This window comes from Mycobacterium sp. URHD0025 (assembly GCF_000426065.1).
GTDB lineage: Bacteria > Actinomycetota > Actinomycetes > Mycobacteriales > Mycobacteriaceae > Mycobacterium.
The window spans coordinates 1-21,032 of record NZ_AUEQ01000001.1 but is presented as its reverse complement, the minus strand read 5'-3'; the positions used below and the strand labels follow the sequence as shown (position 1 = coordinate 21,032).

Genomic DNA, 21,032 nt, shown 5'->3' with positions numbered 1-21,032 from the left:
TCAGAAAGTGCTCATCGGCCGCACACTGTTGGCCAGATCGACCAGGGCGTAGCGGTGCGCCTGCGTGGGCGCGACGCGGGCCAGTGCCCGCAGTGACGCCTCGACGCCCAGCTTGAGACCGTGCTCGGTGAACGGAAAGCCGAGGATGTGGTTGCTGCTCGCCGAGTTGTCGGCCAGCCAGTCCATCGCCGTACCCAGCACCAGTGCCCGGATCTGCAGCACGCGCGGCTCCGAATCGGGCAGTGCTTCCACCCGCCGCGCCGCATCGCGGATGTTCTGTTCGGTGATCTCACCGGTGGACCGGCCGGACAGGAGGGTGACCGCGCTCGTCAGCCGGGCTGTGGTGAAATGCCGTGACGTGGGCGGAACTTCGTCGAGCGTCTCGACCGCCTTGTCGCGTGCGCCGGCAACCGACTCGGCGCGGGCCAACCCGAAGCCGGCCGAGATCACGCCGTTGTCGGTGCTCCACACCGTGTTGTAGAACTTGAGCTCGTCGGCGGTGCCTGCCAGCTCAGCCGTCGCGGCCAGGGCCAGCTTGGGTGCCAGCTCCCCGGGCAACGTGTCCAGCACCTCGGTGAAATGCTTTGTGGCCGAGTCATAATCAGCCGAGAGCATCTCGGCCACGGCGCGGAACCACACCAGCCGCCAGCGCCAGCCGGCCCATGAGGCCAGCTCGTCGAGCTTGCGGGTGGCCTTGGCGACGTCACCCAGATCGAGTAGTGCGCGGGCCTCCATCAACGGCAGCTCCACCGACTCTGCGAGGTCCACGCCTTCGGAGTCGATGGCGCCGTGGCGCGCGGCGCGCAACTGGTCCAGTGTGTGCACGGGCTGGCTGAGCACACTGGCCACCAGCATCGGGGCCCCGACATCGGTGCGGTCCACCAGCGGCACGGGCAGCGCCCGCACGATCTCCTGCGCGGTCAGTTTCTCCGAATGCACCTGTCCGTCAACGTAAACATCGGTGTGGGCGACCAGCAGATCGACTCCGAACGTCGACCGGGACGGGCTGAACACCGTCGACAGACCGGGGCGGGGGATTCCCGTATCGGCCGCCACCACCTCACGCAGCACACCGAGCAGCTGCGACGACATCTCTTCGGCGCTGGTGAACCGGCGCCGAGGATCGGGATCGATGGCGCGGCGCAGGAATCGGCCGAAGGAATCGTAGGTGTCCAGGACCGGGTCCTCGGACGGCAGACCATCGACATAGCGGCCCCGCCGGGTCCGGAGGTTCAAGGTCAGCGCCGCCAGCGTGCGTCCCACGGTGTAGATGTCGGTGGCCACCGTCGGCCCGGTACGGACGATCTCGGGTGCCTGGAATCCTGGTGTGCCGTACAGGTAGCCGTACGAGTTGAGCCGTGACACCGCGCCGAGGTCGATCAGCTTGAGCTGTTCCTCGGTGATCATGATGTTCTCGGGCTTCAGATCGTTGTAGGCCAGCCCGATCGAGTGCAGATAGCCCAGGGCAGGCAGGATCTCGAGCATGTAGCCAATGGCCTCGGCCACCGGAAGTCTGGTGCCCCTGGCCTGTTTCAGCGACGTTCCGCCGACGTACTCCATCACGATGTAGCCGACCGGGTTGCCGTGCTTGTCATCGTGTTCGACGAAGTTGTAGATCTTCACGATTCCCGGATGCGTCACCTCGGCCAGGAACTGGCGTTCGGCCATGGCGATCGCCTGGGCCTCGGCGTCACCGGAATGAACCAGGCCTTTGAGCACCACGGGACGTTCGTTCACGTTGTGGTCGAAGGCCAGATATACCCAGCCCAAACCGCCGTGGGCGATGCAGCCCTTGATCTCGTACTGGTCGGCGACGATCTCACCCGGGGACAGCTGCGGCAGGAACGAGTACGCGCTGCCGCAGTGCGGGCACCACCCCTCCGACAGGGCGTGCCCATCGGACGAGGACCTGCCGACCGGCTTGCCGCAGTTCCAGCAGAACCGCTTCTGTTCGGCGACGACCGGGTTGGTCATCAACGCCGCCAACGGATCCCGCTCGGGTACGCGCGGGATCTCCACCAGACCGCCGCCGAGGCGGCGCATGGGCGACAGCATCCGGGTGGCGATCGTGGCAAGGTTCTGCGGTTCGGTGTCGCCGTTGCCGAACGGGCTGTCGTCGGAATCGTCGAACTCGGGACGGAACACCGCCTGGGTCGCCATGGGCCGCATGGTCGACTGCGAGTCCATGTCGAGGTCTTCCAGGCTCGCCGGTTGTGTCCCGGGACCTCCGCTCGTATCGGGGTCGGGGGTGGCCGGCAGATCGGCGTCGTCGGGCTTCTTCATCAGTCGACATACCTCGCGACCGGGGGAGAGGGCGCTGGGCCAAGGACCGTCAACCATTTGCGGTACAACGTATTCCAGGTGCCGTCGCGGCGGATCCGTTCCAGCGTCGCGTTGACGACCCGGACCAGCCCGGTGTTCTGCAGGTTCAATCCGATGCCGTAGGGCTCTTCGTTGAGACTCGGTCCGACGATGTGCAGATACGGGTCCTGGGCCACCAGCCCGGCCAGGATCGAATCGTCGGTGCTGACGGCGTCTGCCTGCCGCTGCTGCAGCGCCACCAGGCAGTCGGCCCAGGTCACCACCGAGACGATGATCGGCGACGGGCTGATCTGCTGGATCCGTTTGAGCGACGTGGTGCCGTCCACCACGCACACCCGCTTGCCCGAGAGATCGGACGCCTGCGAGATGTTCGAGTCACGTGCGGCCAGGATGCGTTGGTGGGCCATCAGGTACACCGTGGAGAAGTTCACCTGCTTGCGGCGCTCACAGGTGATCGTCATGGTCTTGACCACGATGTCGACCTGATTGTTCTGCAGCGCGGTGATGCGGTCGGCCGACGACAGGATGCGGTATTCGACCTGTGACGGCGTGCCGAAGATGTCGCGGGCCACCTCCCCGGCGATGTCGACGTCGAAGCCGTTGATCTGACCGGTGATCGGATCCCGGAACGAGAACAGATTGCTGCCGATGTCCAACCCGACGACCAACCGCCCGCGGTCGCGGATCTTGGCCACCGCCGCATCGGCCTCGGCTTTGTTGCTGAAGGGCCGCAGACTCGCGGTGCGGTTGCACTCGTCGGTCTCCGGCTCCGGCACCCGCACCGGTTGAGGCGCCAGCTCCTGCATGCCGGCCGGGCTCGGCGGGGGCAGGGTCATCGTCGGCAACGTCAACGCAGGCGCGCTCTGACTGCAGCCGGCCACCGCCAGGGCCGCGGTCAGCACGGCCAACGTCTTCCGCACGGTTCTCCTCATCGCCTGTACCCGATCACCTGTACTCGCTCAGTCGAGGCCACAACCCCAGCGCCACCGCCAGCGCGGCGGCCACGCTGAGCAGGGCCGCGCCCACGGTCGCACCGGACAACACCCGGCGGGCGTTGGCGATGTCGTTGCGCAGCTGGCTGCGGCTCTGTTCGATGCCCTTGGACAAGGCGTCGTCGAGCTTGTCGAAAGCCGACGTGGAATCGTCCTCGCCGGTGCCCAGCGCCACCTGTGTCGCGGCCTGGTAGTTGCCCACGGCGATGTAGGCGTTGATCCGGTCATCCGCCGCACGCCATTTGGTGAGCAGATCCTCTGCACCCGTCAGATCGCTCTTGTCGATGCCGGTGTCGCGGGCCAGATACTGCGCGAGCTGCTGCTGCATGGCCTCGATCCGCTGGTAATAGGACTGCTTGCGGAGGTTCTCGTCACCGCGCCGGATCAGGGCCAGAGTCTCGTCTGCCCGGGCCTGCTGCGCGGTGATGGCCAAATTCGTCACGGTCTTGAGAGATTCGGCGGCTGTGTCCTTGGCGCTGCGGCTGTCCGACGTCGAGATCACCAGCGATGTGGTCACCCAGATCAACATGATCAGCACCGCCATGCCGCCTGCCACGAAACCGATGTTCACCCGGCGCCGGGTGCGCCGTGCCAGCCAGCGGTTGGCGAACGCGCCGAACATCAATGTGGCCAGTACCACCAACATCACCGAGGCCGGGATCCGCGTCGAGGCCGTCGTCTCCGCGTCGACGCGCGCCGAGGTCTCCTCATACAGGCGCTGCGCGTCGGGCAGGATCTGCGACTGCATCAGCGCCGAGGCCTCCGACAGATACGACGAACCGACCGGATTGCCCGCCCGGTTGTTGGTGCGCGCCGTTTCCACCAGACCCGTGTACACGGCCAGCCGCGCGTTGATCCGGCCGAGCAGCTGAACCAGTGTCTCGTCGGTCAGCCCGCTGGACGCCCGCGTCACCGCCACCGAAGCGTCGGTGATCGCCTGCTCGTAGCGCTGGCGCACATCTCGGGGCTCGGCCCCGGCGATGAAGGCCGTGGCCGCAGCGGCGTCGGCGACCGACAAGGTGGTGTAGAGCTGGCCGGCCGCGAACGCCAGCGGTTCGGTGTGGTCGAGCACCGTGGTCAACGCCTGCTGGCGGTCGTTGATGGTGGTGGACGTGGCGAACGCACTGGCCAGAACAAGGGCCGACAGCACCAGTCCGATGGTGAGGATGCGTCCGGGCGTGGTCCACAGAAACCACCAACGCGGGTGGGCAGGAGTGGTCGGCGACCGGGACGCGAGCGGTTCGGTCGAGGGATGTGCCAACTCCACAGTCACCTGCGCGCGGACCTCATTTAGTTTCGGTGCATACGGGCTGTTCCAACACTATAAAAAAATTCTAAGAGCGCCGCGCTTAGGCTCGCGGGGAAATCACGCCCCACCGAAACCGGCGACGTTCCCTATCCTGTACGAGTGCGTGGCGACGGTGACGGCTGGGTGTTCTCCGACAACGGCGCCCGGTACTGGGGGCGCCACGGTGCCGCCGGGCTGTTGCTGCGGGCCCCGCGGCCGGGCGGATCGGCCGTCGTTCTGCTGCAGCACCGCGCCCCGTGGAGTCATCAAGGCGGAACCTGGGCCCTGCCCGGCGGTGCCCGCGACAGCCACGAGACCGCCGAGCAGGCCGCCGTCCGGGAAGCCCACGAGGAAGCCGGCGTGACGGCCGAACAGCTCACCGTGCGGACCACGGTGGTGACGGCGGAGGTGGCAGGCATCGGCGGGACGCACTGGTCCTACACGACCGTGATCGCCGACGTGCCCGAACCGCTGGAGACCATCCCCAACCGGGAGAGCTCGGAGCTGCGCTGGGTGGCCGAGGAGGACGTCGCGGAATTGCCGCTGCATCCGGGGTTCGCCGCCAGCTGGCAGCAGCTGCGGACGGTGACGGCGTCTCTCCCGCTCGAACTCAACCCGCCGCGCTGATCATTTCCTTGAGTTCGGCTGCCGCCGCCCGGGGGTCGTCGGCCGCGGTGATCGCGCGGACCACGACGATGCGCCGGGCTCCGGCGGCCAGCACCTCGGGTAGCCGCTGCTGATCGATCCCGCCGATCGCGAACCACGGCTTGGCCGGGTTCAGCGCGGCCGTCGAGCGCACCAGGTCCAGGCCCGGTGCGGACCGGCCGGGTTTGGTCGGCGTGGGCCAGCACGGTCCGACACAGAAATAGTCGACGGGTTCTGCGAGCGCCGCCGCCATCTGCTCGGCGTCATGCGTGGAGCGGCCGATCACCGGACGCTCGCCGATGATGCCGCGGGCGACGGGCAGCGGCAGATCGTCCTGGCCGAGGTGCAGTACGTCGGCTCCGGCTGCCAGCGCGATGTCGGCGCGGTCGTTGACCGCCAGCAACGCTGCGTGGCGCCGGGCGGCGTCGGCCAGGATATCGAGTGCCTCAAGCTCCTGACGTGCCTCGAGCGGGCCGAACTGCTTCTCCCCGGCCGAGCCCTTGTCCCGCAGCTGGATCAGATCCACGCCGCCGGCCAGCGCGGCGTCGGCGAATTCGACCAGGTCACCACGCTCGCGGCGGGCGTCGGTGCACAGGTACAGGGTGGCGCGCTGCAAACGGTCGACGGGTGATTCCACACCGCGACGGTAGCCGGTAGCGCCCGAGTACCCTGGACTGGCAATACGGGGGCCCCGGGGACGAGGGGCTGAGAGTGGGCATTCGGACCGGCCCTGACCGTCACACCTGATCCGGGTAATGCCGGCGAAGGGAGCGGGTATGGCGCGAACACTTGCCGTCATCGGCGGCGGTGTGATCGGGCTGTCTGTCGCACGCCGGGCTGCCCTGGACGGCTGGACCGTGCGGCTGCACTGCACGCGCGAGCACGGTGCCTCGTGGGTGGCCGGCGGCATGCTGGCTCCGCACAGTGAAGGCTGGCCCGGTGAGGAACAGATGCTCCAGATCGGCCTGGAATCCCTGAAGCTGTGGCACTCGGGTTTCCTCGACGGGCTGGCGCCCGAGGTCGTCACCGCGCGCGAGTCACTCGTCGTCGCCGTCGACCGGGCCGATGTGGCCGATCTGCGTACCGTCGCCGAATGGCTGTCGGCGCAGGGGCAGCCGGTCGAGCTGACCGCGGCCGCCCGTGAGGTGGAACCCCTGCTGGCCCAAGGCATTCGGCATGGGTTCCGGGCCACCACCGAGCTTGCCGTGGACAATCGCGCGGTGGTCGACGGGCTGGCCGCGCACTGCGAGCGCCTCGCGGTGCGGTGGGCCGGCCCTGTGGACCACCTGGCTGATGTCGAGGCGGACATGCGGGTGATCGCCAACGGGATCGACGCCCCGAAACTTCTGCCGGACCTGCCGGTGCGTCCGGTCAAGGGCGAGGTGCTGCGGCTGCGGTGGCGCAAGGGTTGTATGCCGGTGCCGCAGAGGGTGATCCGCGCCCGTGTGCACGGGCGTCCGGTGTATCTGGTGCCGCGTACGGACGGCGTTGTGGTCGGCGCCACCCAGTATGAGCACGGCCGCGACACCGCGCCCGTGGTCAGCGGCGTGCGGGATCTGCTCGAGGACGCCTGCGCGGTGATGCCGGCACTGGGCGAGTACGAGCTGGCCGAGACCGCGGCCGGGCTGCGGCCCATGACGCCCGACGGCCTGCCGATCGTCGAACGTGTCGACGCGCGCACCCTGGTGGCCGTCGGACACGGACGGAACGGATTTCTGTTGGCGCCGTGGACCGCTGAGCGGATCGCGGCTGAACTCGAGGTGAGCGTGGGAGCGAAATGATCACCATCACGGTCAACAACGAGACCTTCGAGGTGGACGAACAGACCACCATCGAGGGGCTGCTGGAAACCCGGGGCTTCCCGGACAAGGGCATCGCCGTGGCGCTGGACTGGACGGTGCTGCCCCGTTCGGAGTGGGACCGGACGCTGTCCGACGGCGCCCGGGTCGAGGTCGTGACGGCGGTGCAGGGTGGCTGACGCCAAGCAGGCGGCGGGCAGGAGCGCAGCGACCGGGGAATCAAGACTGAGCATCGGTGGCCGGGAATTCGGCTCCCGGTTGATCATGGGGACCGGCGGCGCGCCCAATCTGGCTGTGCTGGAAGAGGCTTTGGTGGCCTCGGGTACGGAGTTGACGACCGTGGCAATGCGACGGGTGGACGCCGAGACCGGCACCGGGGTGCTCGACCTGCTCAACCGGCTCGGTATCGCCGCGCTGCCCAACACCGCGGGCTGTCGCGGCGCGGCAGAGGCCGTGCTGACCGCTCAGCTGGCCCGTGAGGCGCTGGGCACCGACATGGTGAAACTCGAAGTCATCGCCGACGAGCGCACCCTGTTGCCCGACGCCATCGAATTGGTCAAGGCCGCAGAGCAATTGGTCGATGACGGGTTCATCGTGCTGCCCTACACCAACGACGACCCGGTGCTGGCCCGCCGGTTGGAGGACACCGGCTGTGCCGCGGTGATGCCGCTGGGCTCGCCCATCGGCACCGGCCTCGGCATCTCCAACCCCCACAACATCGAGATGATCGTCGAGCAGGCCGGGGTGCCCGTGGTGCTCGATGCCGGTATCGGCACGGCCTCGGATGCCGCGCTGGCGATGGAACTGGGTTGCGACGCGGTGCTGTTGGCCACGGCCGTCACCAGGGCATCCGATCCGCCGACCATGGCCGCCGCGATGGCGGCGGCGGTCACCGCCGGATACTTGGCGCGCCAGGCCGGTCGTATCCCGAAGCGGTTCTGGGCCCAGGCCTCGAGCCCGGCGTTATGAGCGGTAAACGCTATGTCGCGCTGGGCAGTTCGATGGCTGCCGGGCCCGGGATCAAGCCATCGGCACCCGGCGCGCCGTGGCGGGCGGGCCGCTCGGCACGCAATTACCCGCATCTGGTGGCCGACCGGCTCGGGCTCGATCTGGTGGACGTGACGTACTCCGGTGCGACCACCGCCCATGTGCTGCGGGACGCTCAGAACGGTGCGCCACCGCAGATCGACGCGCTCGACGGGTCCGAAGTCCTCGTCACCGTGACCATCGGTGGCAACGACGCGGGCTACGTGCCGCTGCTGATGGCGGCGGCGTTGCCGCGCTGTGCCCGGTCCCTTCCGGTGCTCGGGCCGCGGCTGCGCGGGCTGCTCGATCCCGGCGAGCGTGCGGCGGCGCTGACCGACGTGGCCGGTGCTCTGGTGACGCTTGGGCGCGAGATCCGGGAACGCGCTGCGGGCGCACGGGTGCTGTTCGTCGATTACCTGACGATGTTGCCGCCGGAAGGCGTCGCGGCCTCGCCGCTGTCGGAGGTCGATGCGGCGCTGGGGCGACACGTCGCGGCCACGCTGGAACGAGTCACCGGAGAGGCTGCCGCGCAAGCACAGTGCGATTGGGTTCGCGCCGCGCAGGCAAGCGCGTCGCATCATGCCTGGTCGGACGAGCCATGGACGACACGGCCCGGTCTGCCCTGGCCGGGCCGGCCGGCGCCGCTGCACCCGAACGCCGCAGGCATGCGGGCGGTCGCCGACCTGGTGGTGGCGAAGGTGGACCCCGACAGCGAACGCCGATAGCCGACACTGTTGCGCACGCTCCGTTGCGGACACCCGATAGCGAATTGACGTTGCAACTGCTGCGATTTGACGGTTCCCCGGACACCGCGACCGTCACCGCGCTCCCGCGCAAATCTTAGAGATCCCCGGGATGCTTGCGGACGTGGATAGGGTGGTGGCGCAGACAATCTCGATTCAGCTCTCGGAGGAGGTGGCACTGACACCATGGGAGCCATGATCGAACTGGCCGGGCTGACAAAGCTCTACGGGACCCACCGCGCCGTCGACGATCTGACGTTCACCGTCGAACCGGGCGTGGTGACCGGATTCCTCGGGCCCAACGGCGCGGGCAAGACCACCACGATGCGGCTGATCCTGGGTCTGGATCATCCCAACGCAGGTACCGCGACGATCGACGGCAAGCATTACCGGGAACTGAGGGACCCGCTACGCACGGTCGGCGCCCTGCTCGACGCGCGCCAGGCCCATCCGAACCGCTCGGCCCGCAACCATCTGCGCTGGATCGCGGCGGCCAACCGGATTTCGCCGACCCGGGTCGACGAGGTGCTCGAGATGGTCGGGCTGACGTCGGTGGCGGACCGCACGGCGGGAACGCTGTCGTTGGGCATGAGTCAGCGGCTGGGAATCGCCGCCGCGCTGCTGGGCGATCCGCCGGTGCTGCTGTTCGACGAACCGGTCAACGGCCTGGACCCCGAGGGCATCCACTGGGTCCGCACCCTCATGCGTAGCCTGGCCGCCGAGGGCCGCACGGTGTTCGTGTCCAGTCATCTGCTGGCCGAGATGGCCAACACCGCCGATCGGCTGGTGGTGATCGGGCAGGGCAAGCTCATCACGTCGACCACCGTGAGCGAGTTCGTCAGCGGTACGTCGGCCGACGCCGTGCGGGTGCGCAGCCCGCAGCTGGAGACGCTGCGCGAGGTTCTCACGGACGCCGGATTCGAGGTCGAGGCGGCTGCCGACGGCGATGCGCTGGGTGTGCACGGCGCTGCCATCGAGGTGATCGGCGACCTCGCCGGGCGCAACGCCATCACCCTGCACGAGTTGAGCCAACGGCAGGCCTCGCTGGAGGAGGCATATCTGAAACTCACCGACGACGCCGTCGACTACCGGGCTGCACAGGCATGAGCGCACTGGCCGCGCTCGACGCCGAGCGCATCAAGCTGTCCACCACCCGTTCACCGCTGTGGTCGACGGTCGGGGTGGCGGTGCTCAGCCTCGGCCTGGCGGCCATCCAGGGCATGACCGCGCACCACTACACCGGGCTGTCCCCGTCCACGGCCGCTCTCGGGGTCGCGGTGTTCGGGGTTCCGGTGCTGATGGTGCTGTCCTCGATGACCATGACCGGCGAATACCGCAGCGGGCTCATCCGCACCACGTTGCTGGCCACCCCGAACCGGACGCAGGTGATGACTGCGAAAGCGGTGGTGTGCGCGGCCTTCTCATCGGTGTGTGCGGTGGTCATGGTGCTGGCCTCGGTCCTGGTGGCCCGCATGGTGGCCGACCCGGTGGTCGGTACGCAGTTGTCGATGGCCAACCCGGCGACCTGGCGGGTAGCCGGCGGTTTCGCGTTGTATGCCGCACTGGCCGCCGTGATCGGAGTGGCCGTGGGTGCGCTGGTGCGATTCGCGGCCGGGGCGGTGGCGGTCCTGCTGCTGTGGCCGCTGGTGGCCGAGCCGTTGCTGGGCAACCTGCCCAACGCCGGCCAGCGGATGGGGCCGTGGTTGCCCTTCGGCAACATGTTCCGGTTCCTGCACGTGGACTGGCTCTTCCCGGCGTACTACGACATGCCGTGGGGTGAGTCGGGCTCGCTGATCTATTTCCTGCTGTGGGTGGCGGTGGCGTTCATCGCCGCCGCGGTGTTGTTGAACAGGCGTGACGCCTGACCCGGAATCACTCCGGGTCAGACGCCACATCCGCCGCACCGGTTGCGTCGGTGCCCAGGGCCAGGATCACCTTCGACCCGTACGGAACCCGCTGGACCAGCTGCAGCTGAGCCAGCGCCGGGTGAGCGTCCAGCAACTTGCCGGCATTGGCCAGTGCGCGCAGGGCCGCCGTCTCGGCGCGGGCCGCTTCCAGCTTCGCCGCACCGGTGGCCTTGGCCGTCACCAGCTGCATTGCCGCGGCCCGAATCTCGGCCGGGATGATCACGTCCTTGACGAACGCCTCGATCACCTCGACCCCGGTGCGGGCACCGGCCGCGCGGGCCGCCGCCGCGATCGCCCCGGCATCGATGCGGTTGCCGCGCTGCATCACCTCGTCGGTGGTCAGCGTGGCGGCAAGGTCGCGCAGCGCGATCTGCGCGGCCAGGTACACCGCGGCCATGGGGTCGGCCGCCGCCTCCACATAGGCGACGGCGTCGCTGACCCTGAACTGCAGCGCGACAGTGATACGCAGCGTCACCGCATCGGAGGTCAGCACCTCCTGCGGTGCCAGCGTCAGCACCTGCTCGCGCATCTCGACACGCACCACCGAGGCCGCCACATCAATGCGGTGACGGCCCGGGGGCAGGACACGACCCAGCGTGCCGTCCCGGTATTCCAGTGCGCACTGGCCTGCGGAAACAGTGATTCGGTTGAACGTGAAGATGCCCATGTCGTGTCCTCCTTCCGGTGTATGTGTCTGTGCGGCAAAGGGATACCGCCGCCGGACGCAACCGCGGGCGGGGCGTCACACCCCGGTACCGGCGGGTGCGGGCCACAAGGCCCCCGACTGCGTGATTCCGGCGACGGTATCGGGGTTGCAAGAGAGGATTCGAACCTCAGGCCCTTTACCTGTGCCATGACGCCGCCGGCAACACGCAGAAACGTTGCGGTACCCCGCTCGGTCTGCTTCCCTGTCGGCGCCGTGGAACACCTTGCCATCACAGCAAATCGCCAGGCAACCGATTTATTCTCCGAGCCGTTCAGCCGAGCAGCTACCGTGGGTGCAATGCGACGTACTTCGACGGGGGCGGTTCTTGGCGCGCTGGCGCTGATCGTGGGGCTGGCCGGCTGTGATGCAAAGACCGAACTGCAGACCGAAGGGCAGCAGTCCCAGGTGTCCTCACCGGCGGCGGTGCAGTTCGCCGACCAGTTACGCGAGCGGGTGTCGGCCGACGCCATGATGGGGCACCTGGGCAAGCTCCAGGACATTGCCAACGCCAACAAGGGCAACCGGGCGTTGGGCAGCTCCGGGTACGACGCGAGTGTGGATTACGTGGCCAACGCGCTGCGCGACAAAGGTTTTGACGTGGACACCCCGGAGTTCGAGGTGAAGCTGCCGTTCGCGGAGGACCCGCAGGTCACCGTCGGCGGCCAGGCCGTCAGCGCCAAGCCGCTGGAGTTCACCATCGGCACCGACCAGGTCGGGCTGTCCGCGCCATTGGTGCCCGCGAAGGTCGAGGACACCCCGGGATGCCAGGCCGCCGATTACGACGGGCTGCCGGTTGCCGGTGCGGTGGTGCTGGTCGACCGCGGCTCGTGCCCCTTCGCGGACAAGCAGGCCGCGGCCGCCGAGCGTGGCGCCGTCGCGATGATCGTCGTCAACACCAACAACGACGAGAAGATGGGCGGCACCCTCGGCCGCAATACCGACGTCAAGATACCGGTGGTCAGCGTGACCAAGGACGAGGGCACCCGGCTGCGCAACGCGCCCGGTCCCACCACCCTCAAACTGGTCGCGGGAGTACGCGTCGAGCACACCCGTAACGTCATCGCCCAGACCAAGACGGGCTCGACCTCGGACGTGGTGATGGTCGGCGCCCACCTCGACAGCGTCCCGGAAGGGCCCGGCATCAACGACAACGGTTCCGGAGTGGCCGCGGTGCTGGAAACCGCCTTGCAGCTCGGTGATTCACCGCAGGTGGCCAACGCGGTGCGGTTCGGGTTCTGGGGAGCGGAGGAAGAAGGTTTGCTCGGATCGACCAACTACGTCGAATCCCTGGACACCGAAGCGCTCAAAGACGTTGCCATGTATCTGAACTTCGACATGCTGGGTTCGCCCAACGCGGGCTACTTCACCTATGACGGCGACCAGTCGGCGCCACTGGACGAGCAGGGGCGTCCCCGGGTACCCGAGGGTTCGGCGGGAATCGAGCGCACCCTGGCCACGTACCTGGAAGATGCCGGAAAGACGCCGCGTGACACCAGTTTTGACGGCAGGTCCGACTACGACGGGTTCACCATGGCCGGCATTCCCGCCGGTGGACTGTTCTCCGGCGCCGAGGACAAGATGAACGGCGAAGAGGCCAAGTTGTGGGCCGGCGAGGTGGATCAACCGTTCGACCCGAACTATCACAAGAACACCGATACCCTTGACCACGTGAACCGGGACGCGTTGCAGATACATGGTGGGGGAGTCGCATTCGCTGTCGGGCTGTATGCCCAAGATCAGCGGGGCCGCAACGGTTTACCGGTTCGTTCGGACCGCACGCGGCACCAGATCACCGCGCAGTGACGGCGCCCCGGCTTGCGGTAATACTGCTCGGTGTCGCGCTGGCCGGCTGCTCGGCGCAGCCATCGCCCAAGGCTGTCGAGCCGCTGGAACTGGCGGGCAAGATCACCGTCGACAACATGTTCACCCACCTGCGCAAGCTGCAGGAGATCGCCGACAGTCATGACGGGAACCGGGCGGTGGGCAGCGCCGGGTATGACGCCAGTGTCGACTATGTGGCAGACCTGCTGCGTGGCAAAGGTTTTGACGTGCAGACACCGGAGTTCGAGCGCATGGGAGCGATGCGCGGAGGTAACCCCGAGCTGACTGTGTCCGGGACCAGATACCAGGTGGATCAGGCGTCGATGCTGGTGACGACGGCGCCCGGCGGGTTGAGCGCGCCGACGCTGCGCCCGGGCAAGCCGTCGGGATGTGCGGCCACCGACTACGGGTCGCTCGACATCTCCGGGGCCATCGCGGTCGTCGACGACACCGGCTGTTCGGTTGTGGCAAAACAGAACACCGCGCTGGCCAAGGGCGCGGTGGGTCTGTTGGTGGTCAACAGCGGGCACCAACCCGCTCCCGGCGGGTTGTTCAGCACCGGCTACTACCGCCAGCTCACCGTCCCGGTCGGCGTCATCGACGAGAACGCGGATGCCGCGCTGCGACGTACGAGCGCGCCGGTTCGGCTGGTCCTCGACGGCAAAGCCGAGATGGTCAAATCCCGTAACGTGACCGCGCAGACCAAGACCGGTTCGGCGTCCGACGTGGTGCTCGTGGGCGCGCATCTGGACAGCATCGCCCGGGGTCCGGGTATCAACGACAACGGATCCGGAGTGGCGGCGGTGCTGGAAACCGCGCTCCAGTTGGGCAGTTCGCCGCCGGTGGACAACGCGGTGCGGTTCGCGTTCTGGGGTGCCGAGGAATTGGGCTTGGACGGCTCGACGCAATATGTGCGCAACCTTGCGCTGGATCAGCTCGACGATCTGGCGCTGTATCTGAACTTCGACATGGTCGGCTCGCCCAACGCCGGTTTCTTCACCTACGACGGCGACCAGTCCGGCCAGGCAGGAGATCCCAAGCCGATACCCGAAGGATCGGCCGGCATCGAGAGGACCATGGCCGGTTACCTGAACCTGGCCGGGGCCCGGCCCGCGGACATGCCGATCGGCGGCAACACCGACTATCACCCGTTCCTTCAGGCCGGGGTGCCGATCGGCGGTGCGACCACGGGAGCATCGCAGCGCAAGACCGAGGTGCAGGCCCGGTTGTGGGGCGGACGGGCCGGGACGGCGTTCGATCCGAACTATCACACCCCGCGCGACACGATTGACAATGTGGATGCCCGCGCGCTCGGGATCATGGGATCGGCGATCGCTTTCACCGTCGGCACCTATGGCCGCTCGATCGAGGGACCCAACGGTGTGCCGGCGCGAGACAAGCGGCATCGCGGCTGAGATCTGATTCACAGGCGGATCGTTGAACCGTCCGAGGTAGGCCCCCGTAGTACGGATATGGGAATTAACGTCGCGAGAATGCCCAGCCACAGCACTATTGCCGGCGTCCACGCCGTCCTGCCGCCGCATCGATATACCCAGGATGAGGTGACCAGCACCCTGCTGAGCCTGCCGGGATACGCCGAGGCCGAGGACGTGGTGCGGGCCCTGCACAAGAGCGCGAAAGTGAACAGTAGATACCTGGTCTTGCCGCTCGAGGAGTACGCCCATCTCGATGATTTCGGTGAGAGCAACAGCCTGTTCATCGAGCACGCAACCGAACTGGGCTGCGCCGCACTGTCCGGGGCGCTGGACGAGGCGGGCCTGCGCCCCGAGGACGTCGACCTGATCGTCACCACCACTGTCACCGGCGCCGCGGTCCCGTCGCTGGATGCCCGCATCGCGGGGCGGCTCGGCCTGCGCCCCGACGTGCGGCGGATCCCGATCTTCGGACTCGGCTGTGTGGCAGGCGCCGCCGGCATCGCGCGGCTCAACGACTATCTTCGGGGCGCGCCAGACAAGGTGGCGGTCCTGGTGTCGGTCGAATTGTGTTCGCTGACGCGCAAACACAATCCCACGATGCCGACGCTGGTGGCCGGTGCGCTGTTCGGCGACGGGGCTGCCGCGGTGGTCGCGGTCGGTGAACAACGCGCCCGAAAGCTGAATCCGACCGGACCCGATGTGCTGGACTCACGCAGCCACCTCTACCCGGACTCGTTGCATGCCATGGGTTGGGACATCGGCGCCGAAGGCTTCGAGATCGTGCTCAGCGCCGAAGTTCCGAGCTTCGTGGGGCGCTACCTCGGTGACGACGTCACGGGGTTCCTCGGTGCACACGGCCTCACCACCGACGATGTATCCGCCTGGGTGAGCCATCCGGGCGGCCCGAAGGTGATCGAGGCGATCATCGAAACCCTCGGATTACCTGAGGATGCACTGGATCTCACCTGGCAGTCGCTGGCCGACGTCGGCAACCTGTCGTCATCCTCTGTGTTGCACGTGCTGCGTGACACCATCTGCAAACGACCGGAATCGAACACCCCCGGTGTGTTGATGGCCATGGGCCCAGGGTTCTGCTCCGAGCTCGTCCTGCTGCGTTGGCGCTGATGAAGGGCAAGAGTTTTATCGCGTTGATCGCACTCGTCGCCGCCGAGCGGGTCCTCGAACTGGTGGTGTCCAAACGGAACCTCAAGTGGAGTACCGCACAGGGCGGCAAGGAATTCGGGGCCGGCCACTATCCGGTGATGGTGGCGTTGCACAGCGCGCTGCTGATGGGTTCGGTGGTGGAGGCGCGCCGGCGCCGGCGCCGCCCGGTGCTCGGCCGGATCATGGTCGCGGTCGTGCTCGCCGCCCAGGGGCTGCGCTGGTGGTGCATCACCACGCTGGGCAGGCAGTGGAACACCAGGGTGGTGGTGGTGCCCGGTGCCGCGCGCGTCGTCGATGGCCCATACCGGTTGCTGCCGCATCCGAACTACGTTGCCGTGGTCACCGAGGGAGCGGCGTTGCCGCTGGCCGGAGGCGCCTGGCTCACCGCAGTAGTGTTCGCGGTGGCCAACGCCGCATTGTTGCGCACCCGCATCCGCGTGGAAAACGAAGCGCTGCAAGGCTTGACGTGATCGATCTGCTCGTCGCAGGTGGCGGCCCAGCCGGGCTGGCCACGGCGGTGCACGCGGCGCGTGCCGGGCTGGAGACCGTGGTGGTGGAACGCCGCCCCGGCCCGATCGACAAGGCCTGCGGCGAGGGGCTGATGCCGCACTCGGTCCGGCAATTGCAGCGGTTGGGTGTGGAGCTGAGCGGACACCCTCACCGACCCTTCTACGGCATTCGTTACCTCGACGGTCACCGCGTCGCGGAGGCCAGATTTCGCGACGGTGCCGGGCGCGGAGTACGCCGCACGGTTCTGCATGCCGCGCTGTCGGACGCCGCCTCAGACGCCGGCGTCCGGGTGGTCCATGCCGAGGTCGGCCCGGTGGCGCAGGACTCGACATCGGTGAGCGCGGCCGGCTTTCGGGCCCGCTACCTGGCGGCCGCCGATGGCCTGCATTCACCGATCCGTCGCTCGCTCGGACTGAGCGGCGGTGAGGGCAGGCGACGCCGTTGGGGCATTCGCCGTCACGTCCAGATCGCCCCGTGGTCGGATTGTGTCGAGGTGTACTGGGGCTCCGACTCCGAGGCGTATGTGACGCCGGTCGGCGACAACTGTGTCGGGGTGGCGATTCTGACGTCGGTGCGTGGCGGCTTCGACGATCACCTGGCGGCATTTCCGTTGCTGGCCGAGCGGATTCACGGCGTCGAGCACGGCCAGGACCGGGCCGCCGGGCCGCTGCGGCAGAAGGTGCGCGACCGGAGTGCGGGCCGGGTGCTGTTGGTCGGTGATGCGGCGGGCTACGTGGATGCGCTGACCGGGGAGGGGATGGGCCTGGCATTCGGTGCGGCCGAACTCCTCGTCGGTTGTGTGCGGGCCGACCGACCCGGCGAGTATGACCGCCAATGGCGCGCGATGACCCGCCGTTATCGGTTGCTCACCGCGGCCCTGTTGCACGGCAGCGGTTTTGGTCCCGTTCGGGCCTGCATCACCCCGGCGTCGGCGGCGCTGCCCTCGGTGTTCAGCCGTGTGGTCAACGCGCTGAGCGAGTAGGGCCGGGGACTGGCAATCCCGGCGCCCGCACCGAGATTGAGCTGAGGGACAAGATTTCCTCGGATCCTGTCCCTGGACGCAATCTCGGTGAGCGCACAGGCCTAGCGACGGCTGCCGAGGTACTCGAGCAACCGCATGCTGTGGAAGATCAGCAGCGCGGCGATGGACCCCAGCGCGATCCCGGTGAAGGTCAGTGAACCGAGATGCCAGGTGAAGTCGGCGATCCCGATGATCAGGGGGATGGCCGCGGTCATCTGATTGACCGGTTTGGAGAAGTCCACATGATTGGTCAGCCAGATCCGTACGCCGAGGATGCCGACCAGGCCGTAGAGCACGATGGTGGCCCCGCCCAGCACGCCCGGCGGAATGGCCGAGATGGCGGCTCCGATCTTGGGGCACAACGACAATGCGATCGCCACCGTGGCGGCGACCCAGTATGCCGCGGTCGAGTACACGCGCGTGGCCGCCATCACCCCGATGTTCTCGGCGTAGGTGGTGGTGGCCGAACCGCCCCCGGCACCGGCCAGTACGGTGGCCACGCCGTCGGCGGCCAGCGCCCGGCCGATCAACGGATCGAGGTCGGTGCCGGTCATCTGTCCCACCGACTTGACGTGCCCGATGTTCTCGGCGACAAGGGCGATCACCGCGGGCAGGAACAGCGGTAGTACCGCCAGGTTGAACGTCGGGGTGTGGAACTCGGGCAGCCCCAGCCACGGTGCGGCGGCGATCGCCGCAGTGTCGACGTCACCGAGAGCCAGCGCGAGCAGATATCCGATCACCACCGCCCCGAAGATGGCCAGCCTGCCGATCAAACCTTTGAAGAAGGCCAGCGTGCTGACCAGCAACACCAGCGTGACCAAGCCGACCAGAGGCCCCTTCTCGAAATTGGACTTGGCGGCCGGAGCGAGGTTGAAGCCGATCAGCGCGACGATGGCACCCGTCACCACCGGCGGCAGGGTCAGATCGATCCACCGCGTGCCGACCAGGTGCACCACGCCGCCGATGAGGATCAGCAACAGCCCGACGGCTATCAAACCGCCGAGGGCACTTCCGGTTCCATGCGATGCCACCGCCGCCGTCACCGGAGCGATCACCGAGAAGCTCGACCCCAGGTAGCTCGGCAGCCGGTTGCCGGTGATGAGCAAGAACAGGATGGTGCCGACGCCGGAGAACAGCAGCGTGGTCGCCGGCGGGAAGCCCGTGAGCACCGGGACCAGGAACGTGGCGCCGAACATGGCCACCACATGCTGGGCCCCGATGCCGATCGTGCTGGCCCAGTCGAGCCGCTCTCCGGGGTTGACGACGAAGTCGTCATCAGTGCGGGTCTCCACGTACTTCCAACTCAGCAGGCTCACGAGTGTTGACTGAACACCATGAGCGTTGGTCGCGCACGTCAAACGTGGGCCCCCGGGCTGGCGCAGTTCACCGGCTACCAGCGGTCCTGGCTGCGCGGCGATGTCCTTGCTGGGGTGACTGTCGCGGCGTACCTGGTGCCGCAGGTGATGGCCTACGCGACCGTAGCCGGCCTGCCACCCGTCGCAGGGTTGTGGGCCGCGCTGGTCCCGATGGCGGTCTATGCGGTGCTGGGCTCCTCGCGGCAACTGTCGGTCGGGCCGGAATCCACCACGGCCCTGATGACAGCCACGGCGCTGGCTCCGCTGGTGATCGGCGATCCGGTGCGCTATGCCGCGATGTCGGCGGTACTGGCCCTGCTGGTGGGGGCGATCTGCCTGGTGGCCGGGCTGTGCAGGCTGGGATTCCTGGCCGACCTGCTGTCACGCCCCGTTCTGGTCGGCTACATGACCGGGGTGGCCCTCATCATGATCAGCGGCCAGCTCGGCAAGATCACGGGTGTCGAGGTGACTGGGGACGAGTTCCTCGATCAGGTCCGCTCTTTCGTCACGGGCCTCGAATCGGTGCATACGCCGACGGTGGTGCTGTCGGCAACGGTGCTCGCGGTGCTGCTGGTGTTGTACCGGATCTCGCCGCGGTTCCCGGGGCCGCTGGTCGCGGTGCTGGCAGCGACGGCGATGGTGTGGCTGTTCTCCTTGGACGACAACGGAATCCGGGTGGTCGGTGGCATTCCGTCCGGGTTGCCGAAACCCGCTTTTCCACCGGTCCCGATGACGGAGCTGGTAGGTCTGGTGATCCCGGCGGTCGGTATCGCGGTTGTCGCGTTTTCGGACAACGCCCTGACGGCCCGCACCTTCGCGGCGCGTAAGGGAGAGACGATCGACGCCAACGCCGAACTGCGGGCATTAGGTCTGTGCAACCTGACAACCGGTGTCACACAGGGCTTTCCGGTCAGCTCCAGCGGTAGCCGTACTGCACTGGGCGATACCTTGGGCAGTCGCTCGCAGCTGTACTCGTTGGTGATGCTGGCGACGGTCTTGGTGGTCATGCTGGCGGGGCGTGATCTGCTGGAGAATTTCCCGATGGCCGCGTTGGGTGCACTCGTGGTCTACGCCGCCCTGCGGCTGATCGACGTCGCGGAGTTCCGGCGGTTGGCACGATTCCGGCGCAGCGAGCTGATCCTGGCGGTCGTCACCACCGTCGCAGTGCTGGGCTTCGGTGTGCTCTACGGCGTGCTGGTGGCGATCGCCCTGTCACTCATGGATGCACTGCGGCGGATCGCCCGCCCGCACGACAGTGTGCTCGGCTATGTCCCCGGCATTGCCGGGATGCATGACGTCGATGACTATCCGGAGGCGCAGCTGGTTCCGGGACTGGTCGTCTACCGTTACGACGCGCCGCTGTTCTTCGCCAACGCCGAGGATTTCCGGCAGCGTGCGCTGGCGGCTGTCGCGGACGCGCCGGAGAAGGTCGAATGGTTCGTCTACAACGCCGAGGCCAACGTCGATCCGGACCTGACCGCTGTGGATGCGCTGGAGCAGTTGCGTCGTGAACTGACCGCGCAGGGCATTGTGTTCGCGATGGCCCGGGTCAAGTCCGATCTGCGCGACGATCTGGTGGCGGCGGGCTTTCTCGACCGGATCGGCACCGACCGGATCTTTCCCACCCTGCCGACCGCCGTCGAGGCGTTCCGCAACCGTTCTGCCTAGTAGGGCGGCGGTTTGTCCAGCTCGGTGTTGAGCCGGCGTTCGGTGTTGATGCGTTGGGTGCGGGTTTGTTGCCGGGTGCGCGTGCGGACCGGCATTTTGATGTCCCGACCGATTGCGGTCGATGGGGCCGGTCCTGTCGGTGGGGCTGGGGTGTGGGTGGCCCAGTCGGGGAACAGGATTTGGCTGAAGGGTGTGGTGTGGTAGGTGTGGCCGGTGGGTGCGGTCCAGGTGTGGCTGCCGTCGGGATGTTGGACGTCTGTCCAGCCGTTTTCGGCGGTTTGAAACGTCTTGATGAGGTGATGGGTTCGGCATTTGGGACCGATGTTGCCGGGGTGGGTGGCTCCGGCCGGCCAGGGCTGGCAATGGTCGAGATCGCAGTGGTCGGCTGCTATTCCGCAACCTGGGAACATGCAGACGAGGTCGCGCATCTGTACGAATGCGGTCAATTTCTTTGAGGGCCGGTAACTTCCCTGGCTATTGAGGTCGTCGGGATCGGTGAGGGACTTGACTGTGGCTCCGGTGGCGATCAGTTCGGCGAGCAGAGGTGCGGGCACGATACCGCCGCCGAGAATGGCTGCGGGGCCGCCGGATACGGCCGGTGTCCGGTCGTCGGTGAGCTCGGTGCAGTG

19 protein-coding genes, 1 pseudogene and 1 riboswitch are annotated in these 21,032 nt (G+C 67.7%); of the genes and pseudogenes, 13 read left to right on the top strand and 7 right to left on the bottom strand.

What is annotated here, in order from left to right; all coding sequences use genetic code 11:
• The 3 genes from H977_RS0100100 to glnX are packed head-to-tail and all read right to left on the bottom strand — an operon-like array spanning position 1 to position 4,587.
• Positions 1-2,283, bottom strand: a complete 2,283-nt coding sequence (locus H977_RS0100100; protein WP_029105947.1) for a serine/threonine-protein kinase PknG — start codon at positions 2,281-2,283, stop codon at positions 1-3.
• Positions 2,283-3,254 (bottom strand): glutamate ABC transporter substrate-binding protein, encoded by a 972-nt coding sequence (locus H977_RS0100095; RefSeq protein ID WP_029105946.1) that lies wholly within the window; start codon positions 3,252-3,254, stop codon positions 2,283-2,285. The genes H977_RS0100100 and H977_RS0100095 overlap by 1 nt, the downstream gene beginning before the upstream one ends.
• A gap of 13 nt (positions 3,255-3,267) precedes the next feature.
• Positions 3,268-4,587: a protein kinase G-activating protein GlnX gene (glnX, locus tag H977_RS0100090; protein WP_029105945.1), complete on the bottom strand. Its 1,320-nt coding sequence runs from the start codon at positions 4,585-4,587 to the stop codon at positions 3,268-3,270.
• A gap of 135 nt (positions 4,588-4,722) precedes the next feature.
• Here glnX and H977_RS0100085 point away from each other — a divergent pair, with 135 nt between their 5' ends.
• Positions 4,723-5,229: an NUDIX hydrolase gene (locus H977_RS0100085; RefSeq protein ID WP_029105944.1), complete on the top strand. Its 507-nt coding sequence runs from the start codon at positions 4,723-4,725 to the stop codon at positions 5,227-5,229.
• Here the strand turns inward: H977_RS0100085 and thiE are convergent.
• Positions 5,213-5,884: a thiamine phosphate synthase gene (gene thiE, locus H977_RS0100080; RefSeq protein WP_029105943.1), complete on the bottom strand. Its 672-nt coding sequence runs from the start codon at positions 5,882-5,884 to the stop codon at positions 5,213-5,215. The two genes, H977_RS0100085 and thiE, sit on opposite strands and share 17 nt — an antisense overlap.
• A gap of 35 nt (positions 5,885-5,919) precedes the next feature.
• A riboswitch (TPP riboswitch) is annotated at positions 5,920-6,034 on the top strand.
• Here thiE and thiO point away from each other — a divergent pair.
• The 6 genes from thiO (at position 6,024) to H977_RS0100050 (ending at position 10,680) form a co-directional block, all read left to right on the top strand.
• Complete coding sequence (gene thiO / locus H977_RS0100075; RefSeq protein WP_029105942.1) at positions 6,024-7,028, top strand: glycine oxidase ThiO; 1,005 nt, start codon at positions 6,024-6,026, stop codon at positions 7,026-7,028. Its footprint overlaps the riboswitch before it by 11 nt.
• The gene (gene thiS, locus H977_RS0100070) at positions 7,025-7,225 is read left to right on the top strand and encodes a sulfur carrier protein ThiS (protein WP_029105941.1); all 201 of its coding nucleotides are present in this window, start codon (positions 7,025-7,027) and stop codon (positions 7,223-7,225) included. Before thiO ends, thiS begins: the two co-directional genes overlap by 4 nt.
• Complete coding sequence (locus H977_RS0100065) at positions 7,218-8,015, top strand: thiazole synthase (RefSeq protein ID WP_081681554.1); 798 nt, start codon at positions 7,218-7,220, stop codon at positions 8,013-8,015. The genes thiS and H977_RS0100065 overlap by 8 nt, the downstream gene beginning before the upstream one ends.
• Positions 8,012-8,797, top strand: coding sequence for an SGNH/GDSL hydrolase family protein (locus H977_RS0100060; RefSeq protein ID WP_029105939.1), 786 nt, complete (start codon positions 8,012-8,014; stop codon positions 8,795-8,797). The genes H977_RS0100065 and H977_RS0100060 overlap by 4 nt, the downstream gene beginning before the upstream one ends.
• A gap of 213 nt (positions 8,798-9,010) precedes the next feature.
• On the top strand, positions 9,011-9,922 hold the full coding sequence (locus tag H977_RS0100055; RefSeq protein ID WP_029105938.1) for an ATP-binding cassette domain-containing protein: 912 nt from the start codon (positions 9,011-9,013) through the stop codon (positions 9,920-9,922).
• Complete coding sequence (locus tag H977_RS0100050; RefSeq protein ID WP_029105937.1) at positions 9,919-10,680, top strand: ABC transporter permease; 762 nt, start codon at positions 9,919-9,921, stop codon at positions 10,678-10,680. The genes H977_RS0100055 and H977_RS0100050 overlap by 4 nt, the downstream gene beginning before the upstream one ends.
• Before the next feature lie 7 nt (positions 10,681-10,687).
• Here the strand turns inward: H977_RS0100050 and H977_RS0100045 are convergent, their stop codons facing one another.
• Complete coding sequence (locus H977_RS0100045; RefSeq protein WP_029105936.1) at positions 10,688-11,389, bottom strand: slipin family protein; 702 nt, start codon at positions 11,387-11,389, stop codon at positions 10,688-10,690.
• Between the two features lie 336 nt (positions 11,390-11,725).
• Here H977_RS0100045 and H977_RS0100040 point away from each other — a divergent pair, with 336 nt between their 5' ends.
• The 5 genes from H977_RS0100040 to H977_RS0100020 all read left to right on the top strand — a co-directional run bounded on the left by H977_RS0100040 (position 11,726) and on the right by H977_RS0100020 (position 17,341).
• Positions 11,726-13,231, top strand: coding sequence for a M28 family metallopeptidase (locus H977_RS0100040; protein ID WP_029105935.1), 1,506 nt, complete (start codon positions 11,726-11,728; stop codon positions 13,229-13,231).
• Entirely contained in the window at positions 13,228-14,664 is a 1,437-nt protein-coding gene (locus H977_RS0100035; RefSeq protein WP_029105934.1) for a M28 family metallopeptidase, read from the top strand. Before H977_RS0100040 ends, H977_RS0100035 begins: the two co-directional genes overlap by 4 nt.
• A 78-nt stretch (positions 14,665-14,742) precedes the next feature.
• Positions 14,743-15,810 carry a type III polyketide synthase gene (locus H977_RS0100030; RefSeq protein ID WP_231395830.1) on the top strand — a complete coding sequence of 356 codons (1,068 nt, stop codon included), beginning with the start codon at positions 14,743-14,745 and terminating at the stop codon, positions 15,808-15,810.
• A complete protein-coding gene (locus H977_RS0100025; protein ID WP_029105932.1) occupies positions 15,810-16,319 on the top strand; it encodes an isoprenylcysteine carboxyl methyltransferase family protein in 510 nt (169 codons plus the stop codon). The genes H977_RS0100030 and H977_RS0100025 overlap by 1 nt, the downstream gene beginning before the upstream one ends.
• The gene (locus tag H977_RS0100020) at positions 16,316-17,341 is read left to right on the top strand and encodes an NAD(P)/FAD-dependent oxidoreductase (protein WP_029105931.1); all 1,026 of its coding nucleotides are present in this window, start codon (positions 16,316-16,318) and stop codon (positions 17,339-17,341) included. Before H977_RS0100025 ends, H977_RS0100020 begins: the two co-directional genes overlap by 4 nt.
• Positions 17,342-17,442: 101 nt before the next feature.
• Here H977_RS0100020 and H977_RS0100015 read toward each other — a convergent pair whose 3' ends face one another.
• Positions 17,443-18,696: a uracil-xanthine permease family protein gene (locus tag H977_RS0100015; protein ID WP_029105930.1), complete on the bottom strand. Its 1,254-nt coding sequence runs from the start codon at positions 18,694-18,696 to the stop codon at positions 17,443-17,445.
• Positions 18,697-18,714: 18 nt separating this feature from the next.
• Here H977_RS0100015 and H977_RS0100010 point away from each other — a divergent pair, with 18 nt between their 5' ends.
• Positions 18,715-20,403, top strand: a complete 1,689-nt coding sequence (locus H977_RS0100010; protein WP_029105929.1) for a SulP family inorganic anion transporter — start codon at positions 18,715-18,717, stop codon at positions 20,401-20,403.
• Here the strand turns inward: H977_RS0100010 and H977_RS35530 are convergent.
• Positions 20,400-21,032: pseudogene (locus H977_RS35530) on the bottom strand (HNH endonuclease); the annotation flags it as partial. The gene H977_RS0100010 and the pseudogene H977_RS35530 overlap by 4 nt on opposite strands.

What these genes read in the sequence shown, in the direction of transcription:
- H977_RS0100100 (WP_029105947.1), bottom strand. Translation starts at nt 2,283, where the DNA reads ATGAAGAAGCCCGACGACGCCGATCTGCCGGCCACCCCCGACCCCGAT.
- H977_RS0100095 (WP_029105946.1), bottom strand. Translation starts at nt 3,254, where the DNA reads ATGAGGAGAACCGTGCGGAAGACGTTGGCCGTGCTGACCGCGGCCCTG.
- thiO (WP_029105942.1), top strand. Translation starts at nt 6,024, where the DNA reads ATGGCGCGAACACTTGCCGTCATCGGCGGCGGTGTGATCGGGCTGTCT.
- thiS (WP_029105941.1), top strand. Translation starts at nt 7,025, where the DNA reads ATGATCACCATCACGGTCAACAACGAGACCTTCGAGGTGGACGAACAG.
- H977_RS0100060 (WP_029105939.1), top strand. Translation starts at nt 8,012, where the DNA reads ATGAGCGGTAAACGCTATGTCGCGCTGGGCAGTTCGATGGCTGCCGGG.
- H977_RS0100055 (WP_029105938.1), top strand. Translation starts at nt 9,011, where the DNA reads ATGATCGAACTGGCCGGGCTGACAAAGCTCTACGGGACCCACCGCGCC.
- H977_RS0100050 (WP_029105937.1), top strand. Translation starts at nt 9,919, where the DNA reads ATGAGCGCACTGGCCGCGCTCGACGCCGAGCGCATCAAGCTGTCCACC.
- H977_RS0100045 (WP_029105936.1), bottom strand. Translation starts at nt 11,389, where the DNA reads ATGGGCATCTTCACGTTCAACCGAATCACTGTTTCCGCAGGCCAGTGC.
- H977_RS0100040 (WP_029105935.1), top strand. Translation starts at nt 11,726, where the DNA reads ATGCGACGTACTTCGACGGGGGCGGTTCTTGGCGCGCTGGCGCTGATC.
- H977_RS0100030 (WP_231395830.1), top strand. Translation starts at nt 14,743, where the DNA reads ATGCCCAGCCACAGCACTATTGCCGGCGTCCACGCCGTCCTGCCGCCG.
- H977_RS0100025 (WP_029105932.1), top strand. Translation starts at nt 15,810, where the DNA reads ATGAAGGGCAAGAGTTTTATCGCGTTGATCGCACTCGTCGCCGCCGAG.
- H977_RS0100010 (WP_029105929.1), top strand. Translation starts at nt 18,715, where the DNA reads ATGAGCGTTGGTCGCGCACGTCAAACGTGGGCCCCCGGGCTGGCGCAG.